The sequence below is a fragment of the Pseudonocardia sp. ZF1 genome (assembly GCF_056835605.1).
The window spans coordinates 281,122-297,441 of sequence record NZ_JAJNBY010000002.1; the positions used below are offsets into that span (position 1 = coordinate 281,122).

General features: G+C 72.4%; 13 protein-coding genes. 8 read left to right on the forward strand and 5 right to left on the reverse strand.

The window, feature by feature from the left end:
- Positions 1-462 precede the first annotated feature (462 nt).
- Positions 463-1,092: a VldE C-terminal domain-containing protein gene (locus tag ZF1_RS28515; RefSeq protein ID WP_482638834.1), complete on the forward strand. Its 630-nt coding sequence runs from the start codon at positions 463-465 to the stop codon at positions 1,090-1,092.
- Between the two features lie 2 nt (positions 1,093-1,094).
- Here the strand turns inward: ZF1_RS28515 and ZF1_RS28520 are convergent, their stop codons facing one another.
- From ZF1_RS28520 to ZF1_RS28530, 3 genes are read right to left on the reverse strand one after another with little or no spacing between them, the layout of a single operon-like run.
- Positions 1,095-2,069 (reverse strand): cytochrome c oxidase assembly protein, encoded by a 975-nt coding sequence (locus tag ZF1_RS28520; protein WP_482638835.1) that lies wholly within the window; start codon positions 2,067-2,069, stop codon positions 1,095-1,097.
- The gene (locus ZF1_RS28525) at positions 2,066-3,874 is read right to left on the reverse strand and encodes a cytochrome c oxidase assembly protein (RefSeq protein ID WP_482638836.1); all 1,809 of its coding nucleotides are present in this window, start codon (positions 3,872-3,874) and stop codon (positions 2,066-2,068) included. Before ZF1_RS28525 ends, ZF1_RS28520 begins: the two co-directional genes overlap by 4 nt.
- A 59-nt stretch (positions 3,875-3,933) precedes the next feature.
- Positions 3,934-6,213 (reverse strand): heavy metal translocating P-type ATPase, encoded by a 2,280-nt coding sequence (locus ZF1_RS28530; RefSeq protein ID WP_482638837.1) that lies wholly within the window; start codon positions 6,211-6,213, stop codon positions 3,934-3,936.
- Between the two features lie 96 nt (positions 6,214-6,309).
- Between ZF1_RS28530 and ZF1_RS28535 the strand changes: the two genes are divergently transcribed.
- Together ZF1_RS28535 and ZF1_RS28540 are read left to right on the forward strand one after the other, a co-directional pair.
- Positions 6,310-6,690 carry an ArsR/SmtB family transcription factor gene (locus ZF1_RS28535; RefSeq protein WP_482638838.1) on the forward strand — a complete coding sequence of 127 codons (381 nt, stop codon included), beginning with the start codon at positions 6,310-6,312 and terminating at the stop codon, positions 6,688-6,690.
- Positions 6,683-8,863 (forward strand): heavy metal translocating P-type ATPase, encoded by a 2,181-nt coding sequence (locus ZF1_RS28540; RefSeq protein ID WP_482638839.1) that lies wholly within the window; start codon positions 6,683-6,685, stop codon positions 8,861-8,863. The genes ZF1_RS28535 and ZF1_RS28540 overlap by 8 nt, the downstream gene beginning before the upstream one ends.
- 233 nt (positions 8,864-9,096) lie before the next feature.
- Here the strand turns inward: ZF1_RS28540 and ZF1_RS28545 are convergent, their stop codons facing one another.
- Positions 9,097-9,900, reverse strand: coding sequence for a DUF5134 domain-containing protein (locus ZF1_RS28545; RefSeq protein WP_482638840.1), 804 nt, complete (start codon positions 9,898-9,900; stop codon positions 9,097-9,099).
- A 130-nt stretch (positions 9,901-10,030) separates the two neighbouring features.
- Here ZF1_RS28545 and ZF1_RS28550 point away from each other — a divergent pair, with 130 nt between their 5' ends.
- The 5 genes from ZF1_RS28550 (at position 10,031) to ZF1_RS28570 (ending at position 15,564) form a co-directional block, all read left to right on the forward strand.
- The gene (locus ZF1_RS28550; RefSeq protein ID WP_482638841.1) at positions 10,031-10,891 is read left to right on the forward strand and encodes a flavin monoamine oxidase family protein; all 861 of its coding nucleotides are present in this window, start codon (positions 10,031-10,033) and stop codon (positions 10,889-10,891) included.
- Positions 10,892-10,941: 50 nt separating this feature from the next.
- Complete coding sequence (locus ZF1_RS28555; RefSeq protein WP_482638842.1) at positions 10,942-11,328, forward strand: FAD-dependent oxidoreductase; 387 nt, start codon at positions 10,942-10,944, stop codon at positions 11,326-11,328.
- Between the two features lie 380 nt (positions 11,329-11,708).
- Positions 11,709-12,056, forward strand: a complete 348-nt coding sequence (locus tag ZF1_RS28560) for a hypothetical protein (RefSeq protein ID WP_482638843.1) — start codon at positions 11,709-11,711, stop codon at positions 12,054-12,056.
- Positions 12,057-13,045: 989 nt separating this feature from the next.
- The gene (locus ZF1_RS28565) at positions 13,046-14,131 is read left to right on the forward strand and encodes a PLP-dependent cysteine synthase family protein (RefSeq protein WP_482638844.1); all 1,086 of its coding nucleotides are present in this window, start codon (positions 13,046-13,048) and stop codon (positions 14,129-14,131) included.
- A complete protein-coding gene (locus ZF1_RS28570) occupies positions 14,131-15,564 on the forward strand; it encodes an MDR family MFS transporter (RefSeq protein WP_482638845.1) in 1,434 nt (477 codons plus the stop codon). The genes ZF1_RS28565 and ZF1_RS28570 overlap by 1 nt, the downstream gene beginning before the upstream one ends.
- Before the next feature lie 69 nt (positions 15,565-15,633).
- Here the strand turns inward: ZF1_RS28570 and ZF1_RS28575 are convergent, their stop codons facing one another.
- Positions 15,634-16,203 (reverse strand): L,D-transpeptidase, encoded by a 570-nt coding sequence (locus ZF1_RS28575; protein ID WP_482638846.1) that lies wholly within the window; start codon positions 16,201-16,203, stop codon positions 15,634-15,636.
- Positions 16,204-16,320 lie beyond the last annotated feature (117 nt).

A 16,320-nucleotide genomic window follows, 5' to 3' on the forward strand; every position in this document is an offset into this window, starting at 1 on the left:
CTTCCCTCCGACCGGCTCTCGTTCTCGCCTGTCCGACGCCGGCGACGACCTCGGCACGGTGACCCGCAGGCGAGTGTCGGTCCGTCCGCAGTGCGTGATCGACCGGTCGTCGTGCGATTCAGTCCGACCCACGTGAAACCTTCGACACGGCGTCGTAGGATCGGTGTCGGAACGGTAACGGCAGGCTCCCCCGCTGCGCCGCGCACCCCACTCGCTCCCCCGGCTCCGGGGTGCGGCCGATTCCGACCGAGGAAGGACACCACTGTGTCGAGGCATCGCACCACCGGTGCGGCCGCGGTCCGGGAAACCCCGACCCGGACCCGGCCGTCCGCCACCGCGATCACACCCGACGGGCGAGGCGGGTCTCGCGGGCGGCGCGGCGCAGGGGTCACCGGAATCCTGGCATCCGCCCTGGCCGGTGGCTCCCTGATCGCCGTCCACGGCGCCGTCGGTGACGACCGCGTGCATGTCGAGGAGCTCGCGCTCCAGGCGTTCACGACGTCGACCACCGATGCCGGTCCCGTCGACTCCCTCGCTCCGGCACCGCCGACCCGGTCGGCGCAAAGCTCCGGTGCGGCCGCGGCGCTGGCCGAGCCCCCACCGGTCGACGTCGACGAGATCGTCGGCGCGGCGACCAGCGCGGCACGCGACGCCGGCCAGGCACGCGAGGAAGCCGCGCGCCGCGCCGCCGCCCCAGAACCCGCTCCGGATCCTGCGCCCGCTGACACGTCCGGCGCAGGCGACGGTCCCGCCGGCTGCGCGGCGGGGACCGAAGGGTTCGGCGACGTCGCCGACGGCGTCGCCGAGGCGGGCGAGAAGCTGCGCTGCATGTTCTCCGTCGACACCGTCTACGGCGTCGCCGGGCGCTCCAACGCCTCGGACCACCCGAAGGGCAAGGCCCTGGACCTCATGGTCGATCAGGCCACCGGTGAGAAGCTGGCGGCCTACGCGCGCGCCAACATGGATGAGCTGGGCATCAGCTACGTGATCTACCGGCAGCGGATCGACACCGGCAGCGGCTGGGAGGCCCAGGAGGACCGCGGCGGGGTCACGGCCAACCACATGGACCACGTGCACATCTCGTTCGACTGACATCAGCTGCCGTCGCGCTGCGGGCCGAGGACGTCGGGGGTGTCGTCGGCGTCGTCGGTCAGCCACCAGGGTTCGATGGTCGGACCGGCGCCGTAGAGCCGGTCGAGCTGACGATCGGTGCGGCGGGCGGTGCGCTCGTCGGAGGCGAACCACTGCCGGACGAACGCCGCGACCAGTGCGATCGCGGCGATGTCGCCGAAACCCCACAGGATCGCGCCGCCGAGGTGCTGGTCGTCCAGCAAGGGCGGGCCCCAGTCACGCGCGAGCGACTCGTAGAAGTCCGCGGCGAACAGCGAGCTGGTCATCATGATCGGGACACCGAGCAGGATGTGCACCGGCCCCATCCCCACGACCAGCAGCATCTTCAGACTGAACCGCACCCGGTGCGGGGTCGGGTCGACACCGAGCAGCGCCCAGTAGAACAGGAACCCGACCGCCACGAAGTGCAGGTGCATGAAGTCGTGCACCCACATGTTGGTCAGGGACAGCTCGTAGAGCGGGGTGTAGTAGAAGGCGAACTGGGTGAGGGCGAACAACCCGAACGCGACCGCGGGGTGTGAGACGAACCGGCTCCACGCGCTGTGCAGCACCGCGAGCAGTAGCCGGCGACCTCTGGTGGGCAGCGCGCGCAGCGCCAGGCTGGTCGGTGCGCCGAGGACCAGCCCGACCGGCGCGATCATCTGCAGCACCATGTGCTGGATCGCGGGGACGGAGAACAGCACCCGGTCGTAGACCCCGAGCGCCGACGCCATCCCGACGAAGGCCACGGCGAGCCCGAGCGCGAAGAACGCGGTCCGGCGAACCGGCCACTGGTCGCCACGGCGGCGCAAGGTCTGCACGCCCCATAGGTAGCCGATGCCGGCGAGGGCGAGCGGCACCAGGACCACCGGGTCGAGCGTCCAGCTCAGCAGCATCTCGCGTGTCGTCAGCGGCGGCGGGTCCAGCGGCGGCAACCCGGCCGGGAGCAGCGCGGTCATGCGCGCACCCCTTCCTCGGTAGGGACCCCCGGTTCACTCGACCACCACGACCGGACGACGACCAGGGCGGCCGCGACCATAGCCAGGTCGGACACCACCCACGCCAGGATCGCGCCCTGGCGTTGCCCGGCGAGCAGGTCGGGCACGAACGGCATCGCCACCGCGGCGTAGAACCGCGCGGCCAGCGGCTCGGCCTGGGCCAGTAGCCAGATCGCGAACGCGGCGTGCAGCATCATCACCGCGAACAGCAGTCCGAGCCGGACGAACACGGGGGGCTCGGGTTCGCGGGCACCGAGTACCGCGCGGAACAGCAGCAGCCCGGTGCCGAGTGCGAGCGCGTCCATGGCCGGGTGCGACCAGTGCTCCAGGACGACGGCGTCGAAGAATCCGGTGGCGTACACGCCGAACACCGCCGCGGCGGCGACGCACCAGGCCGCCGCCGGGTGGCGCAGCACCCGCAATGGGGCGGCGTCGGCGAGAGCCACGAGCCGGGCCGCGGTCTCCGGACGCGCGGCGCGCCGGGCCAAGGTCAGCGGGTGGCCGCACACCAGCAGCAGCGGGGCGACCGTGGACAGCAGCGCGTGGCCAAGCAGGTGCATGCTGAACACCGCGGTCGCGTAGGCCCCGATCCCCGACGACGTCGCGACCAGCACCGTCATGCACCCGGCCGTCCAGGCCAGCGTGCGGCCGACCGGCCAGGAGCCGCCGCAGCGGTGCAGCCGGCGGACGGTGAGCAGATAGGCGAGTGCTGCGAGCAGAGCCGCCGGGGCGAAGAGCAGGTCGAACCGCCAGAGCCCGGCCAGCTCGGCCGGCCCCATCCGGGCCGGCAGCTCGTAGCCGAGTAGGAACACCAGCCGGTCCGAGTCGAGCGGTTCCGGAGTCCGCGCCCCGGGCGGAACCAGCCGGGACATCGCCGCCCCGGCGGCGGTCGCCACCGTGAGCAGCCCGAGCTCGACCCCCAGCAGTAGCCGAACGGACCCGGTGCGCCGCCGACCGCGGACCGCGACCAGGCCGCCGGCCAACACGGCCGTGCTGGTGATCACCAGCAGGCCGTAGCCGCTGCCCAGACCGTCGAGTCCGACATCAAGCGCCGTGGGCACCAGCCCGCTCAGCACCAGCACGAGCGACGCGGCGAGTGCGAGCCGGTCGTGGCGGCGCAGCACGGCCGGCCCGGCGGCGCCGCGGCGCAACAACCCGGCCGTGGCCAGGGTGCTGCCGACCCAGACCAGCGCGGCCACGGTGTGCAGGGTGATCGCGTCGCCGTACCAGTCGTGCGAGCGTTCCGAGTTCGCTACCGAGGTCGCCGGCGGCACCGCCAGCCCGGCGAGGAACACGAGGAGCGCCCCGGTCGCACCGCGCCAGGTGAGCACCGCCCCGGCGGCGAGCCCCACGGCGAGGGCGACCAGCGCCGCGATCACCCAACCGGCCGCCATCTCGACCGTGACCAGCGCCAGGACCAGCGCGGGAGGGTCGGCGAGCAACGCCCCGGGGCTGATCCCGACCGACTCGGCGACCGTGAGCAGCGCGACCGCGAGTCCGGCGAGGGCGAGGACGGGGCAGGCCCGGCGGACGACACCGAGCGCCGCGTACCCCGCCGGGGTAAGGACCCCATCCGGTCGGCCCGGCACGAGCACGACGGCGGCGAGCAGGCCGGCGACCGCGGCCGACGCGGCGCCCAGCGCAAGGGTGCGGGCGAAGGGCTGACCGACCGCCGCCACCGGGCCGAGCGTGCGGTAGCCGAACAGCACCGCGAGGTCGGGTCCGAGCGCGCCGACGACCAACCCGGTGACTGCGGCGACCGGCAACCACCACCCCAGCCACGACCAGCTCGACCGACGCGACGGGGCGAGGGTGCCCGCCGCGGTCACCGCAGGCCCTGACCGGCGGGCGAGAACCGGCGCAGCCGCAGGCTCTGCGACACGACGAAGACCGACGACAGCACCATCGCCAGACCCGCGACCAGCGGACTGAGCAGCCCGGCCACGGCCAGCGGCAGCGCCGCGGTGTTGTAGCCGAACGCCCAACGCAGGTTGCTCACGATGGTGCGGTGGGTGCGGCGGGCCAGCTCGATCGCGTCGGCAACAGCGAGCAGGTCGTCCCGGCCGAGGACGAGGTCGGCGGCCTCGATCGCGACGTCGGTGCCGCTGCCTACCGCGACACCGAGCTCAGCGGCCGCCAGCGCGGCGGCGTCGTTGATCCCGTCCCCGACGACCGCGACCGAGCGTCCTTCGGCCTGCAGCCGACGGACCCGGTCGACCTTGTCCTCCGGCATCGCCTCGGCGACGACCCGGTCGGCGCCGATCCCGACCGCGGCAGCCACCGCCGCCGCCGTGCGCGGGTTGTCCCCGGTCACCATCACCGGCTCGATGCCCAGGGCGCGCAACGCGGCGACCGCGGACGGGGCGCTCGACCGGATACGGTCGGTGACCGTGCACAGGCCCCGCACCCGCCCGTCCCAGCCGACGGCAACGGCGGTGGCACCCGCCTCCTCGGCGCGCCGACGCTCGGCGTCGAGCGCGACGGGCAACTCGTGGCCGTGCGCGGCGAGCATCCGCAGGCTGCCCACCAGCACCTCGACCCCGTCGACCGTGCCGCGGGCGCCGAGCCCGGCCGACGCCGCGAACCCGGTCACCGGCCGGGAACGGGCCGGGTCGCCTGCGGCGACCAGCGCGGCGGCGATCGGGTGCTCGGACGCGCGCTCCACCGCAACGGCACGATCCAGCACCAGGTCGGCGTCCTCGCCGGGCGCGGGCAGGACGGCGTCGAGCTGCATCCGACCCTCGGTGAGGGTGCCGGTCTTGTCGAGGACGATCGTGTCGATCCGACGGGTGGACTCCAGGGCCTCGGGACCCTTGAGGAACACCCCGAGCTGGGCGCCGCGGCCGGTCCCGACCAGCACGGCGGTCGGGGTGGCCAACCCGAGCGCGCACGGGCAGGCGACGACGAGGACGGCGAGCGCCGCGGTCATGGCGGCGGCGATCGACGGCCCGAGCAGCCACCACCCCACGAACGTGGCCACCGCGAGCAGCAGCACCGCCGGAACGAACACGGCCGAGACGCGGTCAGCGAGGCGTTGCGCTCCGGCCTTCTCCTCCTGGGCCTGCTCGACCAGGTGCGCCATACGGGCCAGCCGGGTGTCCGAGCCGACCCGCGTCGCGACGAGCACCAGGTGCCCGGCAGCGTTCACCGTCCCACCGATGACCTGGTCGCCCGGACCCACCTCGCGCGGCACGGACTCGCCGGTGACCACGCCAGTGTCGATCGCAGATCGGCCCTGCTCGACGACGGCGTCGGTGGCGATCTTCTCGCCCGGCCGCGCAGTGAACCGGTCCCCGACCCGCAACATCTCCACCGGGACGCGGACCGGGCCCTCGTCGCCGAGCACCTCGACGTCCTTGACCCCCCAAGAAAGCAACGCCCGCAACGCCGAGCCCGCCGAGCGCTTCGCGCGGGCCTCGAAGTAGCGACCGGCCAGCAGGAACGTGATCACGACCGCCGCGACGTCCAGGTACAGCGCATCGTCGGTCCGGGTCAGCGCGGCCCAACCGGTACCGAAGCCCGGTTCGGCGTCGCCGCCACGACCCATGATCCAGAGCGACCACCCGGTCGCGGCCAGCGTCCCCACCGACACGAGCGTGTCCATCGTGGCGCCGCCGTGTCTCGCCGCGTTCGCGGCGGCCCGATGGAACGGCCAGCCGCACCACAGCACCATCGGCAGCGCCAGCGCCAGGAAGACCCACTCCCAGCCCGGGAACCGCAGCTCCGGGAACAGCGACAGGGCCAACGAGAGATCGGCCAGCGGCATCGCCAACACGGCGGCCACGGCCAGCCGCCGTCGCAGGTCACGCACACGCCCCGAACTCCCGGCGCCGGAGGTCTCGGGGCTCGCGGTCAGCAGGCGCGCGGTGTAGCCGGCCCGTTCGACGGCGCCGGTCAGCACCCGCGGATCCGTCCCGGCCGGTGCCAGCACCCGGGCCCGCTCGGTCGCCAGGTTGACCGACGCCCGCACACCGTCGAGCTTGTTCAGCTTCCGCTCGACCCGGCCCGCGCACGCAGCGCAGGTCATCCCGCCCACAGCGAGGTCGTGCACCGCACCCTCGGCCGGCGAAGCCGAGATCTGCTCCGGAACCGACGTCGTCCTCACCTCCCGAAATTCTACGAATCGTAGAGTACGGAACCGGGCCCGACCTCACGGAGGGGATGCTCGACCAGACATACCAATGTGCGTTAGAATATTTTTGTGGCCTCCGACGATACGTGTGACCTGCTCTGCCTAGACCTGCCGCGTGCCGAGCGGATCCGGGCCGCCCTGCCCGACACCGGCCGCCTCGAGCCGGCAGCCGGGGCGGCCCGGGCGGTGAGCGACCCGACCCGGTTGCGTATCGCCGCCACATTGCTCGACGGCGACGAGCTGTGCGTGTGCGACACCGCCTGGATCGTCGGTGCGTCGCAGGCGTTGGTGTCGCACCACCTGCGTCAGCTCCGCGGCGCCGGCGTCGTGACGGCTCGCAAGGACGGGCGGATGGTGATGTACCGGCTGTCCGGGCGGGGGCGCGCGGTGCTGTCCGTGCTGTTCGACCTCGACCGCGAGCCGCTCGCGGAGGAGGCCGACCGTGTCTGACGCCTGCTGCGGGCCGGAGTCCGCCCACGGAGAGGCCGGGGCCACCGACGAGAGCCCCGCCTGGGTCTGGCAGGTCCGGGAGCTGCAGCTCGCCGCGGTCGCCGCCGTCCTGCTCGCGGTCGCCTGGCTGGTCGATCTCGTCGCCGGCGGCCCCGCGCTCCTGGTCTCCGGGACCGAGCTCGTCGCGGCGGTGGTCGCGGCGTCGACCTTCGTCCCCGACGCGCTGCGCAACCTGCGCCACGGACGGATCGGCGTCGGCACCCTGATGACGATCGCCGCGATCGGCGCCGTCGCCCTCGGTCAGGTCACCGAGGCCGCCCTGCTCGGGATCCTGTTCTCGATCGCCGAGGGCCTCGAGCACCACGCCGTCGCCAAGACCCGCCGCGGCCTGCGCGCCCTGCTCGGCCTGGTCCCGCCCACCGCCTCGGTCCTGCGCGACGGCCGCGAGGAGACCGTCTCCCCCGACGATCTGGTCGTCGGCGATTGGCTGATCCTGCGCCCCGGCGAGCGGGCCGCCACCGACGGTGTCATCCGCTCCGGCCGCACCAGCCTCGACACCTCGGCGATCACCGGCGAGTCCGTCCCGGTGGAGGCCGGGCCCGGTGACGACCTCTACGCCGGCACGATCAACGGCGGCGGCGCGATCGAAATCGAGGTCACCGCGCCCGCGTCGGACAGCTCGCTGGCCCGGATCGTGCACATCGTCGAGCAAGCCCAGGAGCGCAAGGGCACCGGCCAGCGCCTCGCCGACCGGATCGCCCGCCCGCTGGTCCCGGCGATCATGATCCTCGCCGCGCTGATCGCCGCACTCGGTGCCCTGCTCGGCGACCCCCTGCTGTGGCTGGAACGAGCGCTCGTCGTACTCGTCGCCGCCTCGCCGTGCGCGCTCGCGATCTCGGTGCCGCTCACCGTCGTCGCCGCCATCGGCGCGTCCAGCCGGCACGGCGCCCTGGTCAAGGGCGGCGCCGCACTGGAGGAGCTCGGCCGAGTCCGCGCCGTGGCCCTCGACAAGACCGGCACCCTGACCCGCAACGAACCCGAGGTCGTCGACGTCCACGCCGTACCCGCCCGGGACCGCACCGAGGTACTCGCCACCGCCGCCGCGCTGGAGTCACGTAGCGAGCACCCACTTGCCCGCGCGGTCCTCACCGCGGCCGAGCAGCGGTCGATCACCGTCCGGCCCGCCGAGGACGTGCACGCTGTCGCCGGACACGGCCTCACTGGCACCCTCGACGGGGTTTCGCTGCGGCTGGGTAAGCCCGGCTGGGTCGACACCGGCCCGCTGGCCGCCGACGTCGCGCGGCTGCAGGACCAGGGCGCCACGGTCGTGCTCGTCGAGGGCGACGGCTCGCCGATCGGCGCGGTCGCCGTCCGCGACGAGCTGCGCCCCGAAGCCCGCGAGGCCGTCCGGCGGGTACGCGAGCTCGGCATCGAGGTCGCCATGCTGACCGGGGACAACCAGCGCACCGCCGCCACACTCGGCGAGCAGGCCGGCATCGACACCGTGCACGCCGAGCTGCGGCCCGAGGACAAGGCCGGCCTGCTGCCCGACATCGCCCGCGGGCGCCGGATCGCCATGGTCGGTGACGGCGTCAACGACGCACCCGCGCTGGCCACCGCCGACGTCGGCATCGCCATGGGCGCGATGGGCACCGACGTCGCGATCGAGACCGCCGACGTCGCCTTGATGGGCGAGGACCTGCGTCACCTGCCGCAGAACCTCGCACACGCCCGCCGGGCCCGGACGATCATGCTGCAGAACGTCGGTTTCTCGCTGCTCATCATCGGTGCGCTCATCCCGCTCGCCGCCGTGGGCGTGCTGGGCCTGGCCACGGTCGTCATCATCCACGAGGCGGCCGAGGTACTGGTGATCCTCAACGCCGTCCGCGCCGCCCGGGCACGACCCCTGCCCGGTCTCACCGCCGCGGCCACCGCCACCGGCCCGCACCACGTCACCATCGGGGCCGCCCCCGAGCCGGACGACCCGTGCTGCGCACCGCCGGCTCGGAACACAGCGCTGACCGAGGTGGCCACCGGCCCGGCACCGGTCGACGCGGAGCCGCCGACCCCGGCCGACCGATCCGGAGCGGACGGCAGCTGCGAGAACGGGTGCGCCTGCTGCAGTCCCGACCCGTCCGCACCGGCACCGCAGACGCCCCGCGGGCGCCCCTGAGATCGCACCTGCAACCCCCGGATCTGCACCCTGCGCGCGGGGCCGGCGTGAACCCGGGTGTCTCACGAACCCAGCTCCAGGCCGCGTTCCCGAAGCCACGCGACCGGACCGAGCTGGGGCCCGCGGCGGAGCCCGCGCGGATCTCCAGGCGCAGGAGCGCTCCGGTCGACTATCCCCGATCGTCGACCTCGGCCATCCGGGCCGGCTTTTCGTGCACTGCTTGCGCGTACGGACTACATGCCACTCATGGCGGGCATGGCGAACTCCATGACCAGCAACATGTAGGCCATGCCGGCCGACATCACCGCGAGGGCGATCCGCACCGACCAGTCGTGGCGGCCGCCATCGACCACTCCGCGCGCCACATGGCCGCGCACGGCCCCCACCCGGTCGCGCGCCGCCGACGTCGTGGTCGTCCTACCGGATTGCACCGGCCCGCCCTCGGTGGGCAGCGGGTCGCGGGGCGCAGCGATTGAACGGTCGTCGGGGCACCCGTTCGCCGGGTCCTGACCCGCGGTTGGACGTGCGGTTCGGGTGCTGGAGGTGTCCCCGCGCGCGTGGGTTGACGGGACGGCCTCCCCGAGCCCGCCACGCTCGAGAACGCGGCCCAGTCGGCCGCTCGCCCAGCCGAGCATCTGGACGGCGAACCACACCGCGCCCAGCATGCTGAGCCACGCCAACCGGGTGGTCATCATCACGAACATGTAGGCCATCGCGGTGAGATCAACGACGTTGGCCAGCCACAACGGGCCGAGCCGTGCGCGACGCAACCGCGCGACCACCAGTCCGACCGCCAGTGTTCCCGCGGCCAGCGAGTAGACCGTCACCACGACCGCGGCGGGCACGAGCAGCTTCCCGCCGGGCCAGAACATGACCACCATCCCGACGGCCATGAGCACGTGCGCGGCGTGCCAGATGCAGTGCCGCCCGGACATTACCGCCAGGTGCGCCACGTGCACGATCGCCACCAGCACAAACAGCGTCGCCCACACCGTCGCCACGACCGGACCGGCGATCCAGGAACTCGCCACCAGCACTGCCTCCCGTATCGAGGTCCCTTACACCCTATGGCACCACGTTCGACGTGGCGTAGAAAGACCGGGTCGGGACATGCGCTCCGGAGCGAGGCAGACGTACTCAAGTGATTCAAATATACGCTAGTATATTTTGATAAACGTAGTCTACGATGTCCTCGTCGTCGGCGCCGGCCTAACCGGACTCACCGCGGCGGCCCATCTCGACCGTTCCGGTCGATCGGTGGTGGTCCTGGAAGCAGCCCCCGAGGTCGGAGGACGGACGCGGAGCCGATGGATCGGCGGTCGTCGGCTCGACATCGGTGGGGAGCTCGTCGGTCGTCATTACGTCAGCCTCCGCCGACTCGTCCCCGCGCTCGGACTCCATCTCGTACCCGGTTCCCGCGTTCCGCCCCGACTGCGGGTGGTCCGGCCCGAACTGCGGCATGCGATCACGCTGCGGACGCTGAGGGAGCTCGGTCTCGTCCAGCGCCACCTTCGAGCGGTCATCGCACAGGTCGATCTCAGCGAACCGTGGTCCACACCGGGCGGCCGTGCCGCAGACGCCGTCCCGGTCGATCAGTGGCTGCGCGAGGACGTCGGCGCATCACCGGACACGGTGCAGATCCTCGACACGGTGATCCGCGCGTTCGCCCTGACCACGCTGGACCGGCTGTCTCTGCTCGGCCTCGTCCTCTGGGTCGGACCGGCCGGAGGCCTACCCGCGTTGTGGCAGGAGACCGGTTCACGCATCTCCGAGGGGGCCGGTCAGATCTGCCGCCGCCCGGCTGCCACCCTCCACCAACCGGTGCAGCTCAACGCCCGCGTCACCCGCGTCGAGACCCCCGACAACGACACCGGGCCCGTGCGTGTGCATATCGGGAACGAGACAGTGCGCCTCGCGCACCGTGTCGCCGTCTGTGTCCCGTTGGCCGCAATCTCGGCGATCGCGTTCGAGGCGTCGGTGCCCGAATCGACCACCGCGCTCACCTCGGCGATCTCAACCCCACGGTGATCAAGCTGGTCGGCACACCGCGACATCCCCGGAAACGCGGCCTGCACGTCGTGGGCGACACGCAGCTGCCCCTGGTCGGTGTCGACGCGCAGCAGGCCATCGGCTTCGCCTACGGCTCCGACACAACCCGACCCCGATCCGCACTGCACGAGCGGTTCCGGTCGCTGCTCCTCCCCGACGTCGAGCTGGACGAGGTCCACTCCATCGATTGGGGCTCCGAGCCGTTCGCCCTGGGTGGATACCCGGCCTTCGGCCCGGACCAGCTGGTCCGGCACGGACCGTCCCTACGCGCCGACCACGGACGACTGCTGTTCGGCGGAGCGGACCGCAGTACCTGGCCAGGAACAATGGAGGGCGCTGTGCGCGACGGCCTCCGCCTCGCGGACGTGCTCGCGGCCGCCACGACCGTTGCTCACCGGGTCAGCACGTTTGACTGATCGATGCTTACGGACAGCTCCGACACCGCGATCTGCTCTGCCTCGACCTGTCCGAGCCGGGATCCGTCGCAGCCGGTGGTGTCCCCCACGCTGCGTGAGCCTCCTCTCGGTCGCCGGGGCGGCGCGGCCGTCGGGGCGCCTGCGCCGCCCGCACCCCCCATCGACATATGGTTGTATCGCGATCCGTGCATGACAGTGGCCGCGGGTTGGGGCGAGGATCGGATGCGAAACGCCGGGGCACCGGGCGGGCAGGGGGTGCCCGCGAGCGTCACCCTCGACCTGGAGGAGCTGCTGCCCGAGGCGTTGGAGAGCACCGGCGTGATTGCGGCGGCGACCGGAGCATTGACGTCGTCCGGGTACCGCGTGGTGGCGGTGTCACGGTGGCCGCGGTGTGGGCCGCCGCCGGCGTAGCGCACCTGTGGCTGGCGATCGACTCCTCCGAGGCCGACGCCGTGGCTCGCCTGCTGGCGGCGACGCTGGCCGCCGCGGCCGCTGGCGGCGCGATCGCGCTGGTGATCGGCCGGCGGCCGGGGGCCCTGCTTGCCGCCGCGATCACCGGTGCGGTCGGCGTGGCGAGCTTCCTCGCCCCGTTGCTGCTGCCCGTGCCCGGACTCGGCGCCCCGGACCGGTGGCTGGACCCGTGGGCGTTCGGCGCGTTCCTGCTCGACGGGCTGACCGTTCGCCTCGCGGTGTTCACGCTGCGCCGCGCCAGCCCGGCCAGCGACTGACTGTGCAGCACCGGGCAGACGCGGCACCCGGGCAGGCGTCACCCTCGTTGGCGGGCTGCTCGGTGCGTCGGACCAACCAGCGGCGACCGGTAGGTCGATGGAGCTGTGTACCAGGAGCTAAGGATCGACAGCGCGACGCTCGCAGCGATCACGGCGAATTCCGCTGGCGCCTACGCGCCGCCGAGTGACAGTTTCCCGCCCTTACGGGCTGCGGTCGTGCGCGACCCCGGCTTGTTGTCGGAAGCTGCGGTGGCGGTTCTAGGCTCGATCGCAAGTGGAGCCGCCGCGGACCAGGACGATGAAGCGGCCGGACCGGTCCGGATCAGCACCGACGCGCTGCACGAGGCCGTATTCCGGCGGGACCTCGCACAGGACCCGCTCACGGTTAGGACCTGGTCGCTTCCCGGCTGCGGCGCCCCGGGAACACGAAGCGTTCGCCCCCAAAGCAGCTGGCAAGACCCAAGATCAGACGACGGTTACTCGTTGATACCGTCCGGTCGCTGTGAGCGATAGGAGCCAGGTGTTCGGGAACGTGTGGCGGGGACGCGCCACGCGCTTCGGGCTGTTGCTGACCGGGCTGGTCGCCGTCCTCCTGGCGGTGGCCAGCACCTCGCACGCCCCCGATCCGCACATCATCGCCTCCGCCGAGTCGGTCTCGACGTCACCCGACCACGCCCCGACCTGCCACGAGGCCGGGTCGCACGACACCACGAGCGTGTCGTCGAGGACGGTCAGGGCGGTCCCGGACACCGATGGGCCGCCGGTGGGGCTGCCCGCCGTCGAAACAGCCGCCACACATCAGTCTGTCGGCCCCACCGCAGTGCACGGCCGGCGGGTGCCAACGGGTGGCCGTAGACACCTCGTTCTCGCGCAGATCGCGCGGACCTAGATCGGCTTGCCGGAGCCGGTGTGTCCGTCTCCGGTCACGTCGCAGGTCCGTGATCGCTCCCCTTGCGCGGCGACGCCGCGCGTCCGAACGAGGTCTTCCCATGCCCGCACTGCTCGATTCCGGTCTGCCCACGTCCCAGGAGGCTCGGCTGACCCACGTCGTCGGCAACACCCCTGTCGTCTGGATCGACGCTCCTTTCGCGCCCGAGGGGTGTGGCTTCTGGGCCAAGCTCGAGGGCGCCAACCCCGGCGGGATCAAGGATCGACCGGCCGTGCACATGGTCCGCCGTGCTCGTGAACGCGGTGACCTGCGCCCCGCTGGTCGGATCATCGAGTCCACCAGCGGCACCCTCGGCCTCGGTCTCGCCCTGGCCGGTATCGCCTTCGGCCATCCCGTCACCCTGGTCTCCGACCCGGGGATGGAACCGCTGATGTATCGCCTGCTGCGCGCCTACGGCGCGCAGATCGAGACCGTCGAAGAGCCGGCCGCCGAAGGCGGCTGGCAACAGGCCCGCCGCGACCGCGTCATGCAGCTGCTCGTCGAACACCCCGGTTCCTGGTGCCCGGACCAGTACAACAACCCGGACAACGTCGCGGCCTACGCACCGCTGGCCGCCGAGCTCTGGCATCAACTCGGCCGCACTGATGTCCTCGTCTGCTCGGTCGGCACCGGGGGGCACTCGACCGGGATCTCCCGCGCGCTCCGCCGTCACCAGCCCGACCTGGAGGTCGTCGGCGTCGACACCGTCGGCTCGACCATCTTCGGGCAGCCGGCCCGGCCGCGGCTCATGCGTGGTCTCGGCTCGAGCATCCACCCACGCAATGTCGACCACGCCATCTTCTCCGAGGTGCACTGGGTGGCCCCGGGCGAGGCGGTATCAGCCTGCCGGGCGATGGCCAGCTCCAGCTATGCCAGCGGAGGCTGGAGCGTGGGTGCGGTCGGGGTCGTAGCCGGCTGGCTCGCCCGCACCCGACCGCACGGGACCCGGATCACCGCAATCTTCCCCGACGGGCCGCAGCGCTACTTCGACACCGTCTACAACGACGAGTTCTGCGCGGCGAAGGGCATCACCGTCGGTAGCCCTCCACTGCACGACCCAGACGAGATCGACCGACCCGACGCCGCTGAGGTCCGCCGCTGGACCCGCTGTGCCGACGTGCTCCGGCGAGCAGGGCACCAGAGCTGATGCGGGTACTCGACAGATACCGGTCGTTCGACCGGCCGGTTCAGCTGCTGCTACTCAACCAGCTGACCATCAATCTGGGCTTTTACATGCTCATCCCGTACCTGGCCGATCACCTGTCGGCCGGGCTCGGGCTGTCGGTGCTGATGGTCGGACTGATCCTCGGCGTGCGGAACTTCTCCCAGCAGGGCATGTTCCTGGTCGGGGGGAGCCTGGCCGACCGATTCGGCTACAAGCCAATGATCGTCGCCGGCTGCGCGCTGCGGACCGTCGGCTTTGCCCTGATCGGCCTGGTCGACGCGGTCTCGGCGCTGGTCATCGCTTCGGCGATGACCGGATTCGCCGGCGCGCTGTTCAACCCCGCCGTGCGTGCCTACATCGCCCGCGACGCCGGCGAGCGCCGGGTCGAGGCGTTCGCCCTGTTCAGCGTCTTCTACCAGGCCGGGATCCTGATCGGCCCGGTCGCCGGCCTCTTGCTGACCGGGATCGACTTCACGCTGACCTGCCTGGTCGCCGCGGCCGTGTTCGCGGTCCTGACGGTGCTGCAGGTGCGGGCGCTACCGGCCCGCCGCGGGGACGACGACCCCGGCGAGGAGCGCAGTCCACTGCTGCGCCAATGGCGTGACGTCGCCGCAACCCGAGGGTTCTTGCCGTTCGCCGTCGCGATGATCGGCACCTACGTCCTGTCGTATCAGATCTATCTGGCCCTTCCGCTGCACGCGCGCACGCTGCTCGGCAGCGGGGACTCCGCGACCACGCTGGTAACCGGCATCTACATGGTGTCCGGTGCGGTGACCATCGCGTCCCAGATGAAGGTGACGGCCTGGTGCCGCACACGGTGGGGGCCTGCCCGCTCGCTCAGCCGCGGCCTGCTCGTGCTAGGAGCGGCATTCGTGCCGATGCTTGCCGCCGACTCGCTGCTGCTGGTGTGGCCGGAGATCGGGCCCGGCCCGGCCACCGTGGCCGGGATCGTGGCCCTGCTGCTGACGGCGGCGCTGCTGGCGGTCGGGACGGCGGTGGTGCTGCCGTTCGAGATGGACACGATCGTCGCGCTGGCCCGTGACCGCCTGGTGGCCACGCACTACGGCTTCTACAACACGGTGTGCGGCGTAGGGATCCTGCTCGGCAACGCGGGCACCGGGTGGGCGGTGGATCTCGCGCGGTCGGCCGGGTTGGCCCCGATACCGTGGGCGGTCCTCGTCGTACTCGGCGTGCTGTGCGCGGCCGCGCTCGCGGGCCTGTACCGCCGAGGTCTGCTGACCGCCGCCACGGACACCGAAGCACCGGCCGCAGACGACCCCCCCACAGTGCGGTTGCGGGCGATCAGCGGATACGGCGCCGCCGACGACGGCGCACCGACCCGGCCCCTACCCGCGATCGGTGCCGGCACCATCGAGGCTTCACGGACCCGCACCAGCACAGGGGCACGGCGCTGAGGGGCTGGGGCACCGTGGTCGCGGCCCCGGTGCCCCAGCCCCAGGCGAACGAGCGTGTCGTCGGGTCGGTCAGCCGCTGGCCGGGGCGCCGGAACGGGCCTGCTGCTCGGCCGAGGCGTTGACGACCTGAACCTTGTCCCCTTCGACGAGGTCGTTGAAGAACACCTCCGCCTCGGGCAGGTCCAGCTTCACGCACCCGGCCGAGGCGCGGTCGCGGTCACCGCCGTGGAACGCGACACCGCCGTCGGCGAAGAACACCGACCACGGCATCGGAGCCGGCCGGCCGTCGGGGCCGGTGAACTCGCCGCTGACATGGTCCTTGTTCTTGCGATACACGCGAAACGAGTGGCCGAGCGGGGTCTCCTGGCCTGCGCCACCGGAGGCGATCGGGACCGGTCCGCGGGTGACGTTGCCGTCGCGGATCAACCAGGCCCGCTGCGACTCGAGATCGACGCACGCCCGCGCGGAGACCGAGCACGGTGTGCCGGGGGCGAGGGCCTCGGCGTGCGCCTGCTTCGCGACATCGCTCTGCTCAACCTCGGCGAGTGCGGTGCCCGCGAAGCCGATACCCGTCACCGCCACGAGGGCGGCGACGACACTCCTGCCGCGGCGGCTACGTCGGGCCGTCCGGTTCCGCATCCGTGCTCCTGTTCGTACGTCATCCACCCGCCACTCGGGGTAACGACGATCGGCGTCTTCCGTAACGGATGACGCACGAGCTCGCCGAAGGTTGTGACGCTCCGGGAACGAATGTGG

What these genes read in the sequence shown, in the direction of transcription:
- ZF1_RS28520 (WP_482638835.1), bottom strand. Translation starts at nt 2,069, where the DNA reads ATGACCGCGCTGCTCCCGGCCGGGTTGCCGCCGCTGGACCCGCCGCCG.
- ZF1_RS28565 (WP_482638844.1), top strand. Translation starts at nt 13,046, where the DNA reads ATGCCCGCACTGCTCGATTCCGGTCTGCCCACGTCCCAGGAGGCTCGG.
- ZF1_RS28570 (WP_482638845.1), top strand. Translation starts at nt 14,131, where the DNA reads ATGCGGGTACTCGACAGATACCGGTCGTTCGACCGGCCGGTTCAGCTG.
- ZF1_RS28575 (WP_482638846.1), bottom strand. Translation starts at nt 16,203, where the DNA reads ATGCGGAACCGGACGGCCCGACGTAGCCGCCGCGGCAGGAGTGTCGTC.